The sequence below is a fragment of the Psychroflexus tropicus DSM 15496 genome (assembly GCF_000378765.1).
Taxonomy (GTDB): Bacteria; Bacteroidota; Bacteroidia; order Flavobacteriales; family Flavobacteriaceae; genus Psychroflexus; species Psychroflexus tropicus.
The window spans coordinates 988,512-1,008,924 of record NZ_KB905342.1; the positions used below are offsets into that span (position 1 = coordinate 988,512).

The 20,413-nt window shown below is 36.8% G+C and carries 18 protein-coding genes and 1 rRNA gene; 12 read left to right on the top strand and 7 right to left on the bottom strand.

What is annotated here, in order from left to right:
• The first annotated feature begins 1 nt into the window (after nucleotide 1).
• The 9 genes from porV (at nucleotide 2) to F598_RS0104585 (ending at nucleotide 9,409) form a co-directional block, all read left to right on the top strand.
• Nucleotides 2-1,171 carry a type IX secretion system outer membrane channel protein PorV gene (porV, locus tag F598_RS0104545; protein ID WP_019037841.1) on the top strand — a complete coding sequence of 390 codons (1,170 nt, stop codon included), beginning with the start codon at nucleotides 2-4 and terminating at the stop codon, nucleotides 1,169-1,171.
• Nucleotides 1,172-1,246: 75 nt separating this feature from the next.
• Nucleotides 1,247-1,729 carry a cytidine deaminase gene (gene cdd / locus F598_RS0104550; protein WP_019037842.1) on the top strand — a complete coding sequence of 161 codons (483 nt, stop codon included), beginning with the start codon at nucleotides 1,247-1,249 and terminating at the stop codon, nucleotides 1,727-1,729.
• 92 nt (nucleotides 1,730-1,821) lie between these two features.
• Entirely contained in the window at nucleotides 1,822-2,820 is a 999-nt protein-coding gene (gene pdhA, locus F598_RS0104555) for a pyruvate dehydrogenase (acetyl-transferring) E1 component subunit alpha (RefSeq protein WP_019037843.1), read from the top strand.
• 4 nt (nucleotides 2,821-2,824) lie between these two features.
• Nucleotides 2,825-4,552: a pyruvate dehydrogenase complex dihydrolipoamide acetyltransferase gene (locus F598_RS0104560; RefSeq protein WP_019037844.1), complete on the top strand. Its 1,728-nt coding sequence runs from the start codon at nucleotides 2,825-2,827 to the stop codon at nucleotides 4,550-4,552.
• Between the two features lie 80 nt (nucleotides 4,553-4,632).
• Nucleotides 4,633-5,595 carry a M28 family metallopeptidase gene (locus tag F598_RS0104565; protein ID WP_019037845.1) on the top strand — a complete coding sequence of 321 codons (963 nt, stop codon included), beginning with the start codon at nucleotides 4,633-4,635 and terminating at the stop codon, nucleotides 5,593-5,595.
• The gene (locus F598_RS0104570) at nucleotides 5,595-6,278 is read left to right on the top strand and encodes an SDR family NAD(P)-dependent oxidoreductase (RefSeq protein ID WP_019037846.1); all 684 of its coding nucleotides are present in this window, start codon (nucleotides 5,595-5,597) and stop codon (nucleotides 6,276-6,278) included. The genes F598_RS0104565 and F598_RS0104570 overlap by 1 nt, the downstream gene beginning before the upstream one ends.
• Nucleotides 6,279-6,284: 6 nt before the next feature.
• A complete protein-coding gene (locus F598_RS0104575; protein ID WP_019037847.1) occupies nucleotides 6,285-6,881 on the top strand; it encodes a SprT-like domain-containing protein in 597 nt (198 codons plus the stop codon).
• Nucleotides 6,882-6,888: 7 nt separating this feature from the next.
• Nucleotides 6,889-7,965: a mannose-1-phosphate guanylyltransferase gene (locus F598_RS0104580; RefSeq protein ID WP_019037848.1), complete on the top strand. Its 1,077-nt coding sequence runs from the start codon at nucleotides 6,889-6,891 to the stop codon at nucleotides 7,963-7,965.
• Nucleotide 7,966: 1 nt separating this feature from the next.
• Nucleotides 7,967-9,409, top strand: a complete 1,443-nt coding sequence (locus F598_RS0104585) for a DUF389 domain-containing protein (RefSeq protein WP_019037849.1) — start codon at nucleotides 7,967-7,969, stop codon at nucleotides 9,407-9,409.
• On the opposite strand, the gene F598_RS0104590 is transcribed toward F598_RS0104585, so the two are convergent.
• Both F598_RS0104590 and F598_RS0104595 read right to left on the bottom strand, forming a co-directional pair.
• The gene (locus tag F598_RS0104590; protein ID WP_019037850.1) at nucleotides 9,406-10,170 is read right to left on the bottom strand and encodes an ABC transporter ATP-binding protein; all 765 of its coding nucleotides are present in this window, start codon (nucleotides 10,168-10,170) and stop codon (nucleotides 9,406-9,408) included. The genes F598_RS0104585 and F598_RS0104590 overlap by 4 nt on opposite strands.
• A 1-nt stretch (nucleotide 10,171) precedes the next feature.
• Complete coding sequence (locus F598_RS0104595) at nucleotides 10,172-10,915, bottom strand: MlaE family ABC transporter permease (RefSeq protein WP_033408289.1); 744 nt, start codon at nucleotides 10,913-10,915, stop codon at nucleotides 10,172-10,174.
• Nucleotides 10,916-11,034: 119 nt separating this feature from the next.
• Here F598_RS0104595 and pafA point away from each other — a divergent pair, with 119 nt between their 5' ends.
• On the top strand, nucleotides 11,035-12,669 hold the full coding sequence (gene pafA, locus F598_RS0104600; protein ID WP_019037852.1) for an alkaline phosphatase PafA: 1,635 nt from the start codon (nucleotides 11,035-11,037) through the stop codon (nucleotides 12,667-12,669).
• Here the strand turns inward: pafA and F598_RS0104605 are convergent.
• The 5 genes from F598_RS0104605 to gcvP form a co-directional block, all read right to left on the bottom strand.
• On the bottom strand, nucleotides 12,661-13,515 hold the full coding sequence (locus F598_RS0104605; RefSeq protein WP_019037853.1) for a glycosyltransferase family 2 protein: 855 nt from the start codon (nucleotides 13,513-13,515) through the stop codon (nucleotides 12,661-12,663). The genes pafA and F598_RS0104605 overlap by 9 nt on opposite strands.
• Before the next feature lie 2 nt (nucleotides 13,516-13,517).
• Nucleotides 13,518-14,042, bottom strand: a complete 525-nt coding sequence (locus F598_RS0104610; RefSeq protein WP_019037854.1) for a class I SAM-dependent methyltransferase — start codon at nucleotides 14,040-14,042, stop codon at nucleotides 13,518-13,520.
• 6 nt (nucleotides 14,043-14,048) lie between these two features.
• Nucleotides 14,049-15,110, bottom strand: coding sequence for a 3-oxoacyl-ACP synthase III family protein (locus F598_RS0104615; RefSeq protein ID WP_019037855.1), 1,062 nt, complete (start codon nucleotides 15,108-15,110; stop codon nucleotides 14,049-14,051).
• A 106-nt stretch (nucleotides 15,111-15,216) separates the two neighbouring features.
• A complete protein-coding gene (locus F598_RS0104620; protein ID WP_019037856.1) occupies nucleotides 15,217-15,939 on the bottom strand; it encodes a hypothetical protein in 723 nt (240 codons plus the stop codon).
• Between the two features lie 85 nt (nucleotides 15,940-16,024).
• Nucleotides 16,025-18,868: an aminomethyl-transferring glycine dehydrogenase gene (gene gcvP / locus F598_RS0104625; RefSeq protein WP_019037857.1), complete on the bottom strand. Its 2,844-nt coding sequence runs from the start codon at nucleotides 18,866-18,868 to the stop codon at nucleotides 16,025-16,027.
• Nucleotides 18,869-18,996: 128 nt separating this feature from the next.
• Here gcvP and F598_RS0104630 point away from each other — a divergent pair, with 128 nt between their 5' ends.
• Together F598_RS0104630 and F598_RS0104635 are read left to right on the top strand one after the other, a co-directional pair.
• Nucleotides 18,997-19,806 carry a UbiA prenyltransferase family protein gene (locus tag F598_RS0104630; protein WP_026302518.1) on the top strand — a complete coding sequence of 270 codons (810 nt, stop codon included), beginning with the start codon at nucleotides 18,997-18,999 and terminating at the stop codon, nucleotides 19,804-19,806.
• 525 nt (nucleotides 19,807-20,331) lie between these two features.
• Nucleotides 20,332-20,413, top strand: a 16S ribosomal RNA gene (locus F598_RS0104635); the annotation flags it as partial.

The window sequence follows — 20,413 nt, forward strand, 5'->3', positions numbered from 1 at the left end:
TATGAAGAAATTATTTTTATTTGTACTCGCTGTTTTTTGTCTAAGTCAGTCTGTTTTTTCTCAGGACGATCGGAGACCAATTACTACTGGTGTTCCGATTTTATTAATTGCCGCAGATGCAAGAGCCTCTGGAATGGGGGATATGGGGGTAGCAACTCGAGTTGATGCCTTTTCTCAGCAATGGAATGCCGCTAAGTATGCCTTTTCGGAAACTAAAACCGGAGTCGGATTATCTTATACTCCTTATTTGCGAGAACTTGTTAACGATATCAATCTTGCTAACCTGGTTTACTTCAATAGATTAAATGAAAGAAGTGCATTTGCAGGAAGTATAAGATACTTTTCTTTAGGTGAGGTCGAATTAAGAGAGACCGCAGATCAAGTCCCAAGGATAGCTTCACCTAATGAATTTGCTATAGATTTGAGTTATTCCCTTAGACTAAGCGAGCAGTTTTCGATGGCAGTTACAGGAAGGTTTATTAATTCTCAATTGAGAATTCCAACTGGTATCGCAGAAGCTAATGCTGCGAGTAGTTTTGGGGCGGATATTTCTATGTTTTATCGAAGTGAAGAGAAATTTTATAAAGACTTTAATGGCCGCTGGAGAGGTGGATTGGCTATAAGTAATATAGGTCCAAAAATAAAATACGATGACGCCGGTCAGGAGAATTTTTTACCCACCAATTTTAAAGCAGGAGCTGGATTCGATTTTATTTTAGATGCTTCCAATACCATTGGAGTTCATCTCGAATTTAATAAATTGTTAGTGCCAACTCCTCCAGCTTTTCAAACAGACGATAATGGAAATTTAACTCCAGAATCAAGACAAGCATTTTTGGACTATACCAGTCAAAACGAATTTGAAGGCATCTTTTCCTCATGGGGAGATGCGCCCGATGGCTTTTCTGAAGAACTTAGCGAAATTACGTGGGCATTGGGAGCAGAATATTGGTTTGAAGATAGTTTTGCGGCCAGACTGGGATATTTTAATGAATCAGAAGAAAAAGGATTTAGACAATTTGTTACTATGGGCTTAGGCTTTAAGTTCAATGCCATAAATATCGATGCTTCTTACTTATTTTCAACGACAACAGTTCAAAACCCTCTGGAAGGAACACTCAGGTTTGGGCTCACCTTTAATATTGGCGATAACACCTATATTGAATATTAACCCTATATTTGTATTCAACACCTAAAAAGTATCAATTGAAATTGATACTTTTTTTGTCTCTATGAAGTTCAAAGTATGATAGAAAAACAAATCAACAGTTCGGTCCAAATATTCGAATCTGTAGACGAATTGCCGAAAGATATTCAATCCTTAATGCATCAAGCCGTTGAGGCTAGAAATGGAGCTTATGCTCCCTATTCTAAATTTAAGGTAGGGGCTGCTCTAATTCTAGAAAATGGTGCAGTTGTCAAAGGGAATAATCAGGAGAATGCCTCTTACCCCTCTGGTTTGTGTGCAGAACGAACTGCGATATATGCTGCTGGAGCTAATTATCCGAATCAAAATATCAAAGCAATAGCTATAACAGCTACTTCAGAAAAGCATGATGTTTTAGAGCCCATAGCCCCATGTGGTGCCTGCAGGCAAGCCATTGCAGAATACGAGCAAAAGCAAGATCAGCCTATTGAGATCTATTTCACCGGAACCAAGGGCAAAGTCATTCACGTCAAGGCTCTTTTGGATATACTTCCTTTAGCCTTTGACAATAAGTTTCTTTAAAGTTAATACTCCCTAAAGTATTTTCAATTCTTTCATAAAGTATTACTTTTGTAAATCTATTTTAGAATCAAAAGCGATAAATCTAGCTGTACATGAAAAAAATAACGAAGAAGACTTATTTGAAATGGTATGAAGATATGCTGTTTTGGAGAAAGTTTGAAGATAAATTAGCTCAAGTCTATATACAACAGAAGGTTAGAGGGTTTTTACACCTCTATAACGGACAGGAGGCTATCTTAGCCGGTGCTTTGCATGTTATGGACTTGAAAAAGGACAAGATGATAACCGCTTATAGAAATCATGTACAACCCATTGGTATGGGAGTGGATCCTAAGCGAGTCATGGCAGAACTTTATGGAAAAGCCACAGGAACTTCACAGGGCCTAGGTGGTTCAATGCATATTTTTTCCAAAGAACATAGATTTTTTGGAGGTCATGGTATCGTAGGTGGTCAAATTCCTTTAGGTGCAGGTTTAGCTTTTGCTGATAAGTACTTCAATAATAATGCAGTGACTCTTTGTTTCCTTGGAGATGGGGCAGCAAGACAAGGTTCTCTTCACGAAACTCTTAATATGGCAACCAACTGGAATTTACCAGTTGTCTTTTGTGTAGAAAATAATGGTTATGCTATGGGAACCTCTGTAAAAAGGACTTCCAACCATGAAGATATCTGGAGACTTGGTTTGGGTTATGAAATGCCTTGTGGTCCAGTTGATGCGATGGATCCTACTAAAGTGGCTGAAGCCTTAGATGAAGCGATTTCCAGAGCTAGGTCTGGTAAAGGCCCTACTTTCTTAGATCTTAAAACTTATCGTTACAGAGGACACTCCATGAGTGATGCTCAAAAGTACAGAACTAAGGATGAGGTTGAGGAGTATCAAAAAATAGATCCTATTTCACAGGTTAAGAAAACGCTTCTCGATAAGAAATATGCGACTGAAGATGATATCAAAAAAATCGACAAGCGTGTAAAAGAAAAAGTAAGTGAATGCGAAAAATTTGCGGATGAGTCTGACTTTCCAGATAAGAATGTCATGTATGATGTTGTTTACGAACAAGAAGATTATCCTTTCATTTCTCACAAATTATAATTAGATGGCTGAAGTAGTAAATATGCCAAGATTGAGCGATACCATGGAAGAAGGGGTCGTCGCCAAATGGCTAAAACAAAAAGGAGATAAAGTAGAAGAAGGAGATATTCTAGCGGAGATCGAAACCGATAAAGCGACTATGGAGTTTGAATCTTTCCACGATGGCGTACTGCTTCATATTGGTGTTGAAGAAGGTGAAGGTGCTCCAGTGGATACTCTTTTGGCTATTATTGGTGAAGAAGGTGAAGACATAGATGAGCTCATAAAAAATGCAGATAGCGGAAATTCTTCAGACCAAAGTGATGAGGATTCAGAAGATTCAACTCAAGAAGAACCATCCGATGAGGGCTCTGATGATCATGAAGAAAACACAGACGGAGATGGTATACCTGAAGGTGTGGAAGTAGTTACCATGCCAAGGTTAAGTGATACCATGGAAGAAGGAACAGTTGCTACCTGGCTAAAGTCCGTTGGTGATGAGGTTGAAGAAGGAGAAATTCTGGCAGAAATCGAAACCGATAAAGCAACGATGGAATTTGAATCTTTCTATTCGGGTAAATTATTACATATTGGTATTGGCGAAGGGGAATCTGCTCCTGTAGATGACGTTTTGGCCATCATTGGTCCAGACGGTACCGATGTAGATAAGGTTCTTCAATCGATGAAGTCTGGAGGAGGTAAATCTTCTTCAAGCGATAAAGAAACGACTGAAGATCAAAACTCTTCAGATGATAAATCCAAATCTGAGCAATCAAGTTCTGCTGGTTCAACTTCAGAAGGACCTTCTGGTGACGAGGACGCAGATAATACCGATAGTGAAGGTCGTATTTTAGCCTCTCCATTGGCAAAGAAAATTGCTGAAGATAAAGGCATTGATCTTAAGAAAGTTAGTGGTTCTGGCGACAATGGTAGGATTGTGAAGAAGGATGTTGAGAACTTTAAGCCTTCAGAACAGCCTACTAAACAAGAAACTACAACTCCTCAGCCTGAAGCCAAAGATGAAAAGGTAGAGAAAGCCCCAGTAGAACAAGTGTATACTCCTGCAGGAGAAGAAGCCTTTGAGGATGTGAAAAATTCTCAAATGAGAAAAACAATAGCCAAGCGATTACTGGAATCTAAAAATTCTGCTCCTCATTACTACCTCAATATAGAGGTTGATATGGAAAATGCTATGGCTTCAAGAGCTCATATCAATGAGATGCCGGATGTGAAGGTGTCGTTTAACGATCTTGTTATTAAAGCATCTGCAATGGCTCTAAGAAAACATCCACAGGTTAATTCGTCTTGGGATGGTGAGTCTACGAAGATAGCTAAGCATATCCATGTTGGTGTAGCAGTTGCTGTAGAAGAAGGCCTGCTAGTTCCTGTTTTAGAATTTGCAGATCAACAGAGTTTAACTCAAATTGGAGGCAATGTTAAGAGCTTAGCAGGAAAAGCTAAAAATAAAAAATTGCAGCCTAACGAGATGGAAGGTAGCACTTTTACCGTTTCTAACTTAGGTATGTTTGGAATCACAGAGTTTACCAGTATCATTAATCAACCAAACTCTGCAATATTATCCGTAGGTACAATAGTAGAAAAACCAGTGGTTAAAAATGGTGAAATTGTGGTAGGGCACACCATGACATTAACGTTAGCCTGCGACCATAGAACGGTTGATGGAGCTACGGGTGCTAAGTTTTTACAAACATTAAAAACATATTTAGAGAATCCTGTAACTATGCTTGCATAGTCACTTTCAATATTAGAATTCAACTGCCTTTTTAGACCAATTATGGTTTCTTTAAAGGCAGTTTTTTATATATTCACTTTATGAAAAAAATACTATTCTTATTAAGCCTGGTTTCACTTTTATCCTTCTCTTGCAAAAACTCAGTGCAGGAAGAAAAAAAAGAAACAGTAGAACAATCTGTCGAAGTTAAATTGGATTACTCAGCCACCTCTGCTTTGAAATATCTTTCTTCAGATGAACTAAGCGGGAGAGACACTGGTAGTGAAGGCATCGAAAAGGCTGCTATTTTTATAGAAAAAGTTTTTAGAAAATTTGAGGTCAAGCCTTATTTTGAGAGTTATAGAGATTCATTTAAATTGAAAGAAGTTGATGGATACAATGTTGTTGGAGTTTTGAAATCTAAACAAGAGTCAAATTTAAAGCCGTTGCTTATTGGAGCTCACTTTGACCACATAGGTCACATCAAAGCGGTAGAGGGGGATAGTATTGCTAATGGTGCAAATGATAATGCTTCTGGAACAGTAGCTGTGTTGGAGTTGGCTAAATTTCTATCAGATAAGGATTTAAAAAGGGATGTGATATTCGCTCTGTTTTCCGCAGAAGAAAAGGGTTTGGTTGGTTCTAGACATTTGGCTAATAAAATGAAAAGTATGCAGGTAGAACCTTATATGGTTTTTAATATCGAAATGCTTGGCGTTCAGATGGTCGATAAAGACTATAGAGCTTATGTCACAGGTTATGAAATGTCTAATTTCACCGAAGAATTCAACAAATCATACGATAATCAATTCTTAGGCTTTTTACCACAAGCCAAAGAATATGGTTTGTTCAAACGAAGTGATAATTATCCATTTTACGAGGTCTTTGAAATCCCTTCTCACACGATTTGTACCTTCGATTTTACCAATTATGAGTATTATCACCACGTCAATGATGAGTTTGAAGAACTTGAGGTCGAAGCTTTTGTAAAACTGGTCGATGATTTAAAACCCGGAGTACTGGACCTGGCCAATTCAGATGAAAACAAAATAATCTTAAATTAATGCCACAAACTATTGTCATCACTGGAACAAGCCGAGGAATTGGTTTTGAGCTAGTCAAATTATTTGCTGACGAAGGACATATTATATTTGCCCTGTCCAGAAACGAAAAGCCAGTCAAAGAACTCAATCTAAAAAATGTCTTTGCATATTCCTGTGATCTAGGGAATTCAAAAGAAGTATCTACTACGGTTGAGCTTATTAAATCTAAAGCTAAAAAAATTGATGTTTTAATCAATAATGCAGGTCAGTTTTTGAAGCAAGATTTTAAAAACACTCATCTTGAAGACGTAAAGAAGGTTTATGATACTAATGTGTTTTCGGTTTTTGACCTTACTCATCAGCTATTACCTCTTTTAAAAGACACTTCACATGTTGTGACTGTAAGCAGTATGGGTGGTGTGCAAGGCAGTATGAAATTTCCAGGACTTGCCGCTTATAGCTCAAGCAAAGCTGCTGTCATAACACTTACAGAACTCCTTGCAGAAGAGTTTAAAGATGCAGGTCCATCCTTTAATGTTCTGGCTCTTGGAGCAGTACAAACTGAAATGCTCGAAGAAGCTTTTCCAGGCCTGGAGGCGCCAATCTCTGCTTTTGAAATGGCATCTTATATCAAAAACTTTTCACTGACGGGACACCGATTTTATAATGGAAAACTACTTCAGGTATCGAATTCTACGCCCTGATTTTTGATGAAACAAACCCTTCAACGATATCTGCCAGTGCGAGCTGTTGTCCCAGTGATGGGGATGATAAAAGCCTATCAGATCCAATTGAAGATTGTGAGTCAAAGGCAAACCAAACATGGAGATTATAGAATGAAGGCTGAAGGACACCATCAGATTTCTATCAACTCTAACCTTAATAAATATAGATTTTTAATCACAACAGTTCACGAAGTTGCACATCTGGTAGCTTTCAAAACCTTTGGATTTTCAATTTTGCCACATGGCAAAGAATGGAAGCATACCTTTCAAAAATTGATGTTACCATTTTTAAACCCTGAGATTTTTCCTTCAGATTTATTGCCAGAGCTAGCGAGACATTTCAAAAATCCTACTGCAAGTAGTGATACAGATGCGCGTCTTTCTGTGGCACTAAAGCAATACGATCTCCCCAACGAGAAAAATTTTATCTTTGAAATTCCTCATGGTAGTATTTTTCAAATTCAAAACGGTAGAAAATTTAAGAAGGGAAAAAGAATTCGAAAACGCTATGAATGCCAGGAACTATCAACCGGAAAAATTTATGTATTTCAACCCAATGCTGAAGTTGACCTTTTAAAATAAAGAATGTATGAAAGATAATTACGCTGTAATAATGGCTGGAGGAGTAGGGTCAAGGTTTTGGCCTGTGAGCAAAACTGCTTTCCCCAAGCAGTTTCACGATATGTTGGGGACAGGAAAATCTTTGTTACAGCAAACCTTCTCACGATTAGCTAAGTTTGTTCCCCAAGATCAAATTTTGATTTTGACCAATGCAGAGTATGTAGATCTAGTTAATCAGCAACTTCCAACTCTAGCTGAAAATAGAGTAATTGCAGAACCAGCTATGAGAAATACAGCACCTTGTATTTTGCTATCTGCTTTTAAGATCAACAAGGAAAATCCAAATGCTAAAATGATTGTGGCACCAAGCGATCATTGGATAGAAGATGAAGCTGCTTTCGAGAAAGATGTACTTAACGCATTCGAGGCCTGTGATTCTCAAAATGTGTTGATGACTTTAGGCATTAAGCCTACGTTTCCAAACACAGGTTATGGCTATATTAAGTTTGATAATAAAGATCAATCCAAATCCAAAACCGTACAGACTTTTACAGAAAAACCAGACTATCCAACGGCTCAATCTTTTTTGAAATCTGGAAATTACCTTTGGAATGCTGGAATATTTGTTTGGAAAACTTCTTTTATTATTGATCAATTTAAAATCTATCTTCCGGATATGTTCTCTGTCTTTGAATCCCATCTAGACGAATTGAATACTCCACAGGAAAAGTTATTTCTTGAAAACTACTATCCAAAGTTTGAGAACATTTCAATCGATTATGGCATATTAGAGAAAGCAAAAGATGTAGGAGTTATTGAAGCAAATTTTGATTGGAGTGATCTTGGGACCTGGGGAGCTTTGCATTCTCAGTTACCTAAGGATGAAGACAATAATGTGAGTGTGAACGCTCGTTCTATATTTATAGATACATCTAATACGATTCTTAGAACTTCAAAAGATAAAATAGCCGTCATAAAAGGACTCGAAGATTTTATAGTAGTTGAAGATAAAAATAGCATTGTGATTTTACCAAAAAAAGATGAACAAGAAATCAAATCTATCCGTAACTTAGTCATGGATAAATTTGGTAAAACAAACGGTTAATATGGCTGATATTCCTCAGAATCAGAATAATGGAGAGACCAATTCGGAGTCCTCAGAACACGTAAAAAGCAGTCTTAAAGAATCGTTTAGTAGTATTAAAACCTTCTTGTACGAATTACTCGATATCACCCACGATACCGATAGAGAGGCTACCATGGAAGCTATCCTAAAAGATATTCCCTTCAAGGGGCATAATGCCTGGATTTTGATATTCTCTATTATTGTAGCTTCTGTTGGATTAAATGTGAGTAGTACAGCGGTGGTCATTGGAGCTATGCTTATTTCGCCACTTATGGGGCCAATTGTGGGTCTTGGGTTTTCGGTCGCTATTAATGATGTGGATACGCTTAGACGATCACTTATCAATCTTGGAGTGATGGTAGGGCTTAGTTTGGTAACTGCATTTTTATATTTTCAATTGTCACCTTTGACTCAATTAACACCAGAGTTAGAAGCCAGGACTTATCCAACTATTCTCGATGTGCTGGTTGCTATTTTTGGAGGATTGGCCCTCATTATTGCTAAAGCCAAAAAGGGAACAATTATTACTGTAATCTCTGGAGTAGCAATTGCAACAGCCTTAATGCCTCCACTTTGTACAGCAGGTTATGGCTTAGCCGTCTGGGAAATGAGTATTTTTGGTGGAGCTATGTATTTATTTACGATCAACACTATATTTATAGCACTTTCCACTTTTGTGGTCTCTAAACTGCTTAGGTTCCCATTAGTCAAATATGCCAATTCTTTAAGAAGAAAACGAATAGCTCAAATCGCTTCTTCTATTGCAATTATCGTAATGATTCCCAGTGTTTACTTGTTTTATAATCTTTTAAAAGAATCTTATTTTACAAATGATGCCAATAAATTTGTACAGGAAGAACTGATGAACTACAAACAGTCATTTTTGCAAAAAAATTCAACCGTCATTTCTTATAACTCAGGATTGGAGCCAACGATTGAGGCCTCCTTTCTAGGTAAGGAGATCCCCAAGGAAGTGATTACCTTATGGAAGGATAAAATGAAAAACTATCCCTATTTGGAAGATACTGAATTGAAAGTCCTTCAAAATGAAAACTCTGAAAACTTTGATCAGCTTAAGTACATGGTAGAATTAAAGAAAAGGGATTCCCTGGAACTCGTTGCTTCTAAATCTGAAATTGAAGAGTTGCGCTACGAATTGAGAAACATGCAAAAAAGTAACCGAATTGTAAAATTTGACCAGTTGGCACAGGAAATACAACTGAATTACGAAAATATTTCAGAAGTGAGTTTTGCTGATGTGATCAAGTCAAATTTTGAAAATTTGGACACCATACCTACTTTTAGTATCAAATGGGAGTCTGAAATTGATGCTGAAAAAAAGGGAGAAAAACTAAATAAACTTAAAGCTTGGCTTAGTTATAAGTTAAATCTCGACAATATAGAGGTTCAGTCCATCAATTAAAGTCCTTCTTTTTGGGCTATTCTTACCTTTTGGAATAGATTAGACGCATAAACAAAATCAGTGACCTGTTTATTGTCGGTTTTGTAAATATTGTCTTTACTACCCTGCCAGGCTTTCACTCCATTCTCCAGATAAACTATATTTTCACCAATCTCGAAAACTGAATTCATATCGTGAGTATTAATCACCGTTGTAATGTCATTCTCTCTTGTTATTTCTTGAATCAGATTATCGATGACTGCCGCTGTTCTGGGGTCTAATCCTGAATTTGGCTCATCACAAAAGAGATACCTGGGTTTATTAACGATAGCTCGAGCAATTGAAACTCTTTTTTGCATCCCACCACTGATTTCTGAAGGAAACTTAGTATTAGTGTTCACTAGATTTACTCGATCCAGTACTTCCTCCACTCGATTTTTCATTTCTGCCCTGCCCATTTTGGTCAGCATTTTGAGAGGAAACATGACATTTTCTTCAACAGTCATTGAATCAAAGAGAGCTCCTCCCTGAAAAACCATCCCCATTTGGGTGCTCAATTCTCGTTTCTCGTCTTTAGAAAAATTCTGGTAGACCTTTTCATTATACTCTATAGTTCCAGAGTCTGGAATGAAAAGTCCAAGAAGGCATTTTAAAAACACGGTTTTTCCAGAACCAGACTGTCCTATAATTAAGTTGGTCTTTCCTTTTTCAAACTCGGTGTTGACTCCTTTTAACACTTCTAAGTCATCAAATGATTTCCTTAAATCTCTTACTTTTATCATACTAGCTTAGTAATAATTGGGTAATGAAATAATTCATGAATATAATGATAACACTAGTCCACACAAAGGAAGTAGTCGCCGCATGACCGACCTCTAGAGATCCACCTCTCATATAGTAACCATGAAAAGAAGGCACCGTGGCGAGAATAAAAGCAAATATGAAACTTTTCAAAAAGGCGTAAAACACTTGAAAAGGAATAAAATCTTCCTGCAAGCCGGCCAAAAACTGATCTGCATTTAAGAATCCTCCATATACTCCTGCAAAATAAGCGCCAATGATACCAACAAACATCGAAATGGCGATGACAAATGGAAACATGCACATGGCAATGATTTTTGGGAATACCAGGTAATTGAGCGAATTGATCCCCATAACTTCCAGGGCGTCGATTTGTTCTGAAACTCGCATGGTACCAATACTGGAAGTGATATAAGATCCTACTTTACCAGCCATGATAATAGAAACAAAAGTTGGCGCAAACTCCAGGATGATAGATTGTCTGGCAGCAAATCCTATTAATGATTTTGGAACGAAGGGATTAGAAAAATTTAGAGCAGTCTGAATAGCAATAACAGCACCGATGAAAAAAGAAATGAAAACCACAATTCCCAATGAACTTATGATAAGATCATCAATTTCCTGTAAGATGAGCCTTCTCAATTCAGAAGATTTGGTCATTCTTTTGAATGTCTCATAGATCATTATAAAGTATTGACCAATACTCTTTATGTAATTCGATATCATCTGAAATCAATCATTTTAGATTCTGGATAAAAATAGAATAAAAACTCGAGGATATGATTTAACTGAAGCATAAACTTAAAACAATCCTGACGTCTTATCTTTGAAAAAAAATATAGAAAATGACTCAATTCAGATTACTGATTTTATTTGTTCTAGCTTTCCAAATTCAACTTGTTGCTCAAAATAATTCGAGTTCTACAAAGTTGGTGGTTGGCGTTGTGGTAGATCAAATGCGATTTGACTACCTCACCAAATTCGAAAAGCATTATTCCCAAGATGGATTTAAACGACTCAAAAGAGAAGGTTTCGAAGCAAAAAACTTCCATTTCGATTATGTGCCTACCTACACAGGTCCTGGTCACGCTTCTATTTTTACAGGAACCAGCCCAATGAATCATGGGATTATTGCTAATAATTGGTACGATAAATTTTCAAAAAGCAGCGTGTATTGTGCCTCAGACTCATCGGTTACCGGTTTGGGAGTTAAGGCAGATAATCGTGATGGTAAAATGTCTCCACACCGCATGTTAACGACTAGTTTTGCAGATCAAAACAGACTTCATACCCAGTTCAAAGGCAAAACCATTGGCGTTTCCATAAAAGACAGAGGATCGATTCTCCCTGCCGGTCACACCGCCAATGCTGCTTACTGGTTTGCCGGAGGAGACCTTGGGCATTTCATAAGCTCAGATTATTATATGGAAGACCTTCCAAAATGGGTTAAAAAATTTAATTCTTCCAAAACGGTTAAGCGCTATTTGAAAGAATGGGATACTTATAAGCCTATAGATACTTACATTGAAAGTGGCTCAGACTTGAATAATTATGAGAATGGATTTAAGGGTAAAGATGAAGCATCTTTTCCTTACAATTTAAAGAAATTAGCCAATGAGAATAGAAATTACAGCATTTTGAGAGCAACTCCTTATGGTAACGATTTACTCTTAGATTTTGCGAAAGAAGCTATTCTCAATGAAGAATTAGGTCAGGATGAGTACACAGACGTCTTGACGCTAAGCTTTTCCAGTACAGACTATGTGGGACATAATTTTGGGGTCAATTCGAAAGAAATACAAGATACGTACGTGCGTCTGGACCAAAATATTGCAGACCTCTTGCAATTTCTAGATAAGGAAGTTGGCAAAGGGAATTACACACTTTTCTTAACTGCAGATCATGGAGCGGTTCACGTGCCACAGTTCTTGAAGGATATTAAAATTCCTGCGGGTTATTTTGAAATCGATAAAATGAGGTCTGCATTGGAAGAGCACTTATCTTCAAAACTCGGTCTTGAAAATTGCATTGAAAAGATTTACAATCAACAGATTTTTTTAGATTACTCCAAATTTGCTTCTTACGCTGAATTTGTTTCAGCTCAAAATGAAATTAAACACTTTTTACTTCAATACAAGCATATCGATAAGGCATACACCAGAGAAACTTTGGAGAATACAGCATTTTCTGGAACTTCAGGAGAGTTAGTCATGAGAGGTTTTCATTTGAAGCGAAGTGGTGATGTCGTTTATATTCCAGATAATTCTTTTATATCTTATTCTAAGAAAGGTTCTACTCATGGTAGTGGTAATAATTATGATACTCAAGCTCCCTTGCTAATGTTTGGAAATGGAATAACTCCAGGGGTAACTTATTCTAGGTATCATATACCAGATATTGCGACTACTATTTCTGCACTTTTAGGAATCGAAAAACCTAACGGAGCATCGGGTACTGTTATTTCTGAAGTCTTAAAGTAAGCGTTTCTTAATCTTACTCCACCGATAAGATCTTATAAAAGCACCTTCCTCTTTAGTAACGAGGAAGGTGTTTTGTTTTAGATCTTTTGGTGCATTTACAAAAGCTCTCATAGCTTTCATAAAAAATCCAAAATCAGCTTTATTTTTTGCCATTTTAATGCAGGTTAATAAGGCCAAAGCATAAGAATATCGCATCCTAAACAAAGAAATTCCAAATAAAGCAGGTAGATCTTTCTTATAATTCTGCCCAGTGGGTTTAAGATGTTTTACCAGCAAAGAAGAATCTGTTTGAACCTCCCAACCCCGAAACCTGGCCTTCATCTCATCGATAGTATCCCAGCCCATTGCAGGAATTAATCCACCAATATCAGTAAAACACTGTTTTCGATAAGCTTTTAATGCGCCTCTGAGATGATCAGCATTAGTTAATTGTTCAATGATCCAGGCATCTTCTTTAAGTATGGTACAAAACCCTCCGTATAAGCCTAGATTAGAATTTTCACTAAAAGCCTGGACCAGGCTTTCTAGGTAATCATCTGGGAAGATCAAATCCGCATCAAACTTACAAAGGATATCAAATTCAGAGTTGAGGTGTTTTAAACCGTAGTTAAAAGCATCCACAATTTTACTCCCTGGTTGATGGCTATGACTTTCATCTTTAGAGACTAAATTTAAATGATTATTCGTTTGACAAAGGAATTCAACAATAGATTTCGTGTTATCGGTAGAGCCGTCATCTACCACCAAAATTTCTGAGGCCTGATAAGACTGATTAAATAACGATGTTAAGCAGCTTTTTATATGCTCATCCTCGTTATACGCAGGTATGATGATGGCTATTTTCAAGATTATGATTTTCTTTTACAGAAGACAAGATAATACCTTGGTGTAAATAGTCTTAGGATAGGTCTTATACCTATCTTCTTCACTGGATGTGTAAAGCTTTTGGAGTCGATAATTTCCCAGCCTGCTTTATCCAATAGCCAGTCAAACTGCCATTGTTCAAATTCATGATAGTGTCTGTCCCAGGGGTCTGTCTTACTTTTATAAGCTCTGGCAAACCAAAGCTTAAGCGGAACACTGGCAAAAAGATAATTTCCTGGTAAGCTTTTCATTACCTCCAAAGGAGAAAGAAGGTGCTCAAAAATTTCAAAAGCCGTGGAAATATTTGCAGTTGATTTTTCTAGCTGTTTCCTGTCTTCATCTAAGTCTTGCCCAAAGGTATTTTCTACTGAGTATCCTTCAGAAACTAAAAGTTCTGAGAATGGATTTTTTACTCCCAGATCCAAAATCTCTTGAGGAGGTGGGATATGTGTTTTTAAAAATTCAAGAGTGATTTTAAATCGTTTCTCTGGATATGTGTTTTCGTACATGCTTGTCTATATTTCGTAGACAATCGCATTGATGTTCATGCCTGCGCCTACACTGGCAAACATAATAGTATCTCCTGTCTTTAATTCATCGTGCTTAAAATCTCCTTTAAGAAACATATCATATAAGGTTGGAATTGTAGCCACACTACTATTTCCAAGTTTATTGATATTCATTGGCATAATGTCCTTTGGCATAGCCAAATCATGAAGTTTATAGAAGCGCTGCACTATGGCTTCGTCCATTTTTTCATTGGCCTGATGAATAAAGATTTTCTTAAGGTCTTTGATAGATTTTCCACTTTCTTCCAGGCAGGCTTTCATTGCTTCAGGAACTTTCGATAGTGCGAAGTTGTAAATTTTCCTTCCGTACATTTTAATGTAAGCTCTGTCATCTGGACGTTTTTGGGAAAAAGATTTATCAAAATAAATATAATTCGCTTCCGATTTGGTGTAAGTTGCAGTTTTATGGGAAAGAATACCGCCTTTTCCTTCGCTCAGTTCAAAAATCGTAGCACCAGCTCCATCGGCATAAATCATGCTATCCCTGTCATTAGGATCTACAACTCGAGATAAGGTTTCTGCTCCAATGATAAGGCAACGTTTGGCCATTCCTGCTTTCATAAAAGCTAAGGAGTGGATACAGCCTTCAATCCAGCCCGGGCATCCAAAAAGTAAATCATAGGCTACACATCCTGGATTATCAATCTGAAGCTTTTCTTTTACCCTAGAGGCAAGACTTGGTACCGTGTCTGCTTGCTGTTTATCGTGTCCAACATCACCAAAGTTATGAGCAACAATGATATAATCTAGAGTTTCAGGGTCAAGACTCGCATCTTCAATCGCTTTTTCTGCAGCAAAGCTAGCAATATCTGAAGTGTTGAGGTTACTTTCAACATATCTTCTTTCTTCAATACCGGTAATAGCCTTAAACTTTTTGATTATGACTTCTGGTTCTGCATCAAAAGCAGTTTCATCTTGATTGAAGAATTTATTTTTTAAAAAATCTTCATTTTTCTTAATCATCTCTGGGATATAGCTTCCCACTCCAACGATTTTTATAGCATCCATGAACTTTATTAATTTAATGCAAGGTACAGTTAATGTGATTAAATCTTAAACCGAACGTCAAAATTAATAGATTTTAAAGCATTGGTAAAGAGATTCTGAAATTGAATTAGATAAGATTCAAATTATAGTTGGTTTTTTCATACAAATACTCCATTCTGTAGGTGTTTATAATAGATAGTCTTTTTTGGTAAATATTGATTATAATTAAATAGATGGAAGCTATAGAAATAGTCGTTGCAAAAGCTAAAAGAATATTTGAAAAAGCTAAAGAAGAGGTTATAAATTGAAGATTAACAGCTAATGCTAATGGTGCATAAATCGCTGGGAATAGTATAGAATTATTTGACAATAACATCTCATCAAGATAATAGTGCTTATTTTTTTCTTTCAATTCCTTGATACGTTTATGTAAAGGTATCAGATATATGAATCCAGAGAGCAATATGATTAAAAGTACTCCAGCGAAAATAAATGGATTTACTTCAAAAAACTTAAGTAAGAGGTAATTCGCAGTAAAAATTAAGCTAAAGAAGATCCAGAATGTCAATCTTGATATTTGTGATTTGACCCTTCTCAACACTATTTTGTAAAAGTGTTTCCTCATCTCTTTCATATATTTTTCAGAAACATTTGAGAATCCCATAACGCCATATGTGCCATAAGTTTTATTTAAAGCATCATCAAATGAAATGCTATCATCCATTTCCATCTGTTTTACAATATTATCTTCAAGGTCTTTAGCTATGAGAAGTCTAATGTCGTGATAATCTACATATTTCGATTTAATAAATTCAAAAAGTTGCTCCCTTTCCTCTTGAGATAAAGTCATTATAAACCAGGTTTATGTTTTCCTCATAAAAATAGCCTCAAATTTTAAACTTGAGGCTATTTTAGGTATTAAATTCTAAATCTATTTAGATGTAGGCTTCTATTGGCGCGCAGGTACAGGTTAGATTCCGGTCGCCAAAAGCTTCATCCACTCTACGTGTGGTAGGCCAGAACTTATTTTCGGCTACAAATGGCAGTGGGAAAGCAGCTACTTGTCTGCTATAATCAAACTCCCAATCTTCTGCGGTGAGCATAGAAATGGTATGAGGTGCATTTTTAAGCACATTGTCTGGATTATTCTTATCGCAGGTTTCTATCTCTTTCTTGATAGAAATCATCGCATCACAAAACCTGTCCAATTCTGCCTTACTCTCACTTTCAGTTGGTTCAATCATCATCGTACCAGCTACTGGGAATGATACAGTAGGCGAGTGGAAGCCATAATCGATAAGTCTCTTAGCAATGTCTTTCACTTCGATACCGAACTCCTTGAAGTCTCTACAGTCAATAATCATTTCGTGAGCTGCTCTTCCTTTTTCTCCAGAATATAAGGTTTTGTAGTGATCTTTCAACCTGGCCTGAATATAATTAGCATTCAAAATTGCATATTCCGTAGATTTTCTCAAGCCTTCTTCACCAAGCATTCTGATGTAGGCATAAGAAATCAAACATACAAATGCAGATCCAAAAGGCGCTGCAGAGATGGATGATATGGCATGAGATCCTCCAGTTTCAATTAATGGGTTGTTGGGTAAGAATGGCGCTAGCTGTTTAGCAACACATATTGGTCCAACTCCAGGTCCGCCGCCCCCATGAGGAATAGCGAATGTTTTGTGTAAATTGAGGTGGCATACATCCGCCCCAATTCTTCCTGGACTGGTTAGTCCAACCTGAGCATTCATATTGGCTCCATCCATGTAAACCTGCCCACCATGTTCATGAATAAGGGCTGTAATTTTTCTAATATCAGATTCAAAAACACCATGAGTAGAAGGATAGGTCACCATCAGTGCAGCTAAATTCTCACTGTGTTTTTCTGCTTTTTCTTGTAAATCTTCAATATCTATATTTCCTTTATCCGTGGCTTTTACAACCACCACTTTCATTCCCGCCATCACTGCACTTGCAGGATTAGTCCCATGGGCAGAAGAAGGCACTAAGCAAATATTTCTGTGAGATTCATTTCTGGAATTGTGATATGCTCTTATCACCATAAGACCTGCATATTCTCCTTGAGCACCAGAGTTTGGTTGTAAAGAGGTAGCAGAAAAGCCTGTAATTTCAGTTAAATAATCTTCCAGCTGTTTAAGCATTTCCTGATACCCGTTGGCCTGTTCTTTAGGAACAAAGGGATGAATATTACCCCATTGTGGATTGGATAATGGTAACATCTCTGAAGCTGCGTTCAATTTCATGGTGCAGGACCCCAAAGAAATCATAGAATGATTTAGTGCCAAATCTTTTCGTTCCAGCCTTTTGATGTAACGCATCAATTCAGTTTCAGAATGGTAACTATTGAACACATCATGAGTCATGTAGTCTTTCTTTCTATTCAGCTCAGATTGTTCAATAATTCCCTGGTCTCTTTCTTCTATAGCATCAACTTTATTTCCGGTAAGAGACTGAAAGATTTCTAAAATAGTGTTCAAATCTTCATTGGAAGTGGTTTCATTGATAGAGATGCATACACTTTCCGAATCTGGATAAAAGAAATTGATGCCTTTTTCTTCAGAAAGCGTTTTTACTTTTTTGGCGTCAGCTTTTATGTGAAGTGTGTCGAAGTATAATTCGTTCACTTGGTATATACCTAATTGCTCAAGTTTATCGGCTAAGCTTACAGCTCCAGTATGAATTTTATTTGCTATAAATTTTAGTCCTTTAGGACCATGGTACACTGCATACATTCCTGCCATTACAGCAAGAAGAACTTGTGCCGTACAGATGTTGGAAGTAGCTTTATCCCTTTTAATATGCTGCTCACGAGTTTGAAGTGCCATTCTTAAAGAAGGATTGCCATCCATATCTTTTGTTACACCTATGATACGCCCTGGAATATTTCTTTTATAAGCTTCTTTAGTAGCAAAATAGGCTGCATGAGGACCACCGTAGCCTAAAGGTATTCCAAAACGTTGAGTCGTACCTACGACAACATCAACATCCCAGTTGCCTGGAGCCTCCAATAAGACCAGACTCATTAAATCAGCTGCTACTGCTACTTTAATATCATTAGATTTTGCTTTTTTCGAAAAGTCTTCAAGGTCCTGTATCTCTCCGTGTTTTCCAGTATACTGTACCAGTGCGCCGAAAAAATCATCATTGAAATCAATTTCTTCATACTTTCCGACTATGAGCTCAATACCTAAAGGTTCGGCTCTAGTTTCAAGTAAAGCCAGGGTTTGAGGGAATACACTTTCTCCTACAAAAAACTTCACTGCATTATTCTTTTTTTGGTCTCTGGATCGGACAGCAAATAATAAGTTCATCGCTTCTGCTGCTGAGGTCGATTCGTCTAGTAAAGAAGCGTTGGCAAGTTCCATACCCGTCAAGTCAGACACCATAGTCTGGAAATTGAGCAAAGCTTCAAGTCTGCCCTGAGCTATTTCTGCCTGGTAAGGAGTGTATGCGGTATACCATCCTGGATTTTCTAAAATATTTCTTTGGATCACCGCAGGAAGAATGGCTTCATGATACCCTAAGCCTATGTAAGATTTGAAAACCTTATTTTTCATAGATAAAGCCTGTATGTGATTTGAAAATTCAAACTCAGTTAGAGGCTCTGGTAAATTTAATTTGTTCTCTAACTTGATATCATCTGGTATAGTCTCATAAATCAACTGTCCTAAAGACTCTACGCCAACGTTTTCAAGCATTTCTGTAACGCTCTCCCCACGAGGACCAATATGTCTAGATGCAAATGATTGTGTATCCATTGAAGATTTTTTAAAAATTTGCTTACAAAAATACATTATTTATAATGAAACAATAGTTAAAGATGTATGGACTATCGTTAACTTTCTGAGAAAAAGAGTATGTAGAATAAAACTCTATTTTTGTCGATGTGAAATTACTATCGAAAATTTTAAGATTTTACATCAACTCAAGTATTCACGTGGCTTTAGCTGTAGTCTCCTTCGCGTGCATTACTTACATGGATTTTGATATTTACATAGAATCTAACATTTTAATTTTCGTTTTTTTCTCAACCATAGTTGCCTACACCTTCGTGAAGTACATTCCTTGGATTGTGACAAATATATCAACACTGGCAACCAGCCTAAAATCCATTTTTATTTTGGCCCTGATCTCGATTGTACCTTTAATAATTTCTTTTTCTCAGCTTGACATTGCAAGTATGATGCTTGTTGGTGTACTTGGAATATTTACCTTATTATACGTACTTCCTTTTTTGCCAAAAGCCAAAAATCTGCGGGATGTGAGTGGTCTCAAAATTTTCATCATCGCTTTGGTCTGGTCTGGAGCCACTGTCGTACTGCCTCTTTTTTCTTCTGAAATTGCCCCAAGCTGGTTTGAAGCTGACACCTTATATTATATTTCAAGTCGTTTTTGTTTTGTTATCGCGCTAATTATTCCATTTGAAATAAGGGATCTAAAGCTAGACAGCATATACTTGAAGACTTTTCCTCAAATATTAGGAATCAAGAAAACAAAAGCGATGGGCTGCAGCTTAGTTTTAGTATCTGCGCTTTTACTTTATAATAGTATCGATTCCTATTCTTATATATGGATACATATAGTATTAGTTTATCTCATCTTAGGCTCTAGAAAACAAAACGCTTTTTATTTTACGGCTTTATGGGTTGAGTCAGTTCCTATCTTATGGATGTTGCTTAAATATCTTTCCATATAAAGAGAAGTGTCTCAGAGACTTAAAATAAATCTGTGATTCTTTTTAAAAAAACCTTCAATTTTTTTGGTTGGTAAGTGGAATTAGTTGTAGTTTTGCACCCCGCTAATTGAGGTATTGAAGTAAGGTTAACGAAGAGATAAGATAGGGGTAATCTTTATTTTATTTTGCTTAAAAAGGGTTGTGAGATTCCTAGAAAGGTGTTAGTTTTGCGGTCCTGTTTTAGAGAGACAGACGTTCTTAAAAAAAAGTTTTAATTTTTCTCAAAATTACCACTTGTTATATCAAAAATAAGTTTTAGTTTTGCATCCGCTTAGCGAGAGCGGTACGAGTTTAAGGGTCTTTGGTTAGATGTTAAACGACAAGAATAAAAGTTCATTGACATATTGAATTGACAATTATAAGTAGGAATACTTATAGAATTAGAAACATTAAAAAGATTAGACTAATTGTAGAAGATTAGAGTTAATTCCTGAGAAGACAATTTTAGAATTGAATTCATTTAGACGTTAAGATATATAAGATTTAACGATGAAGAGTTTGATCCTGGCTCAGGATGAACGCTAGCGGCAGGCCTAACACATGCAAGTCGAGGGGTAACGAGAGTGCT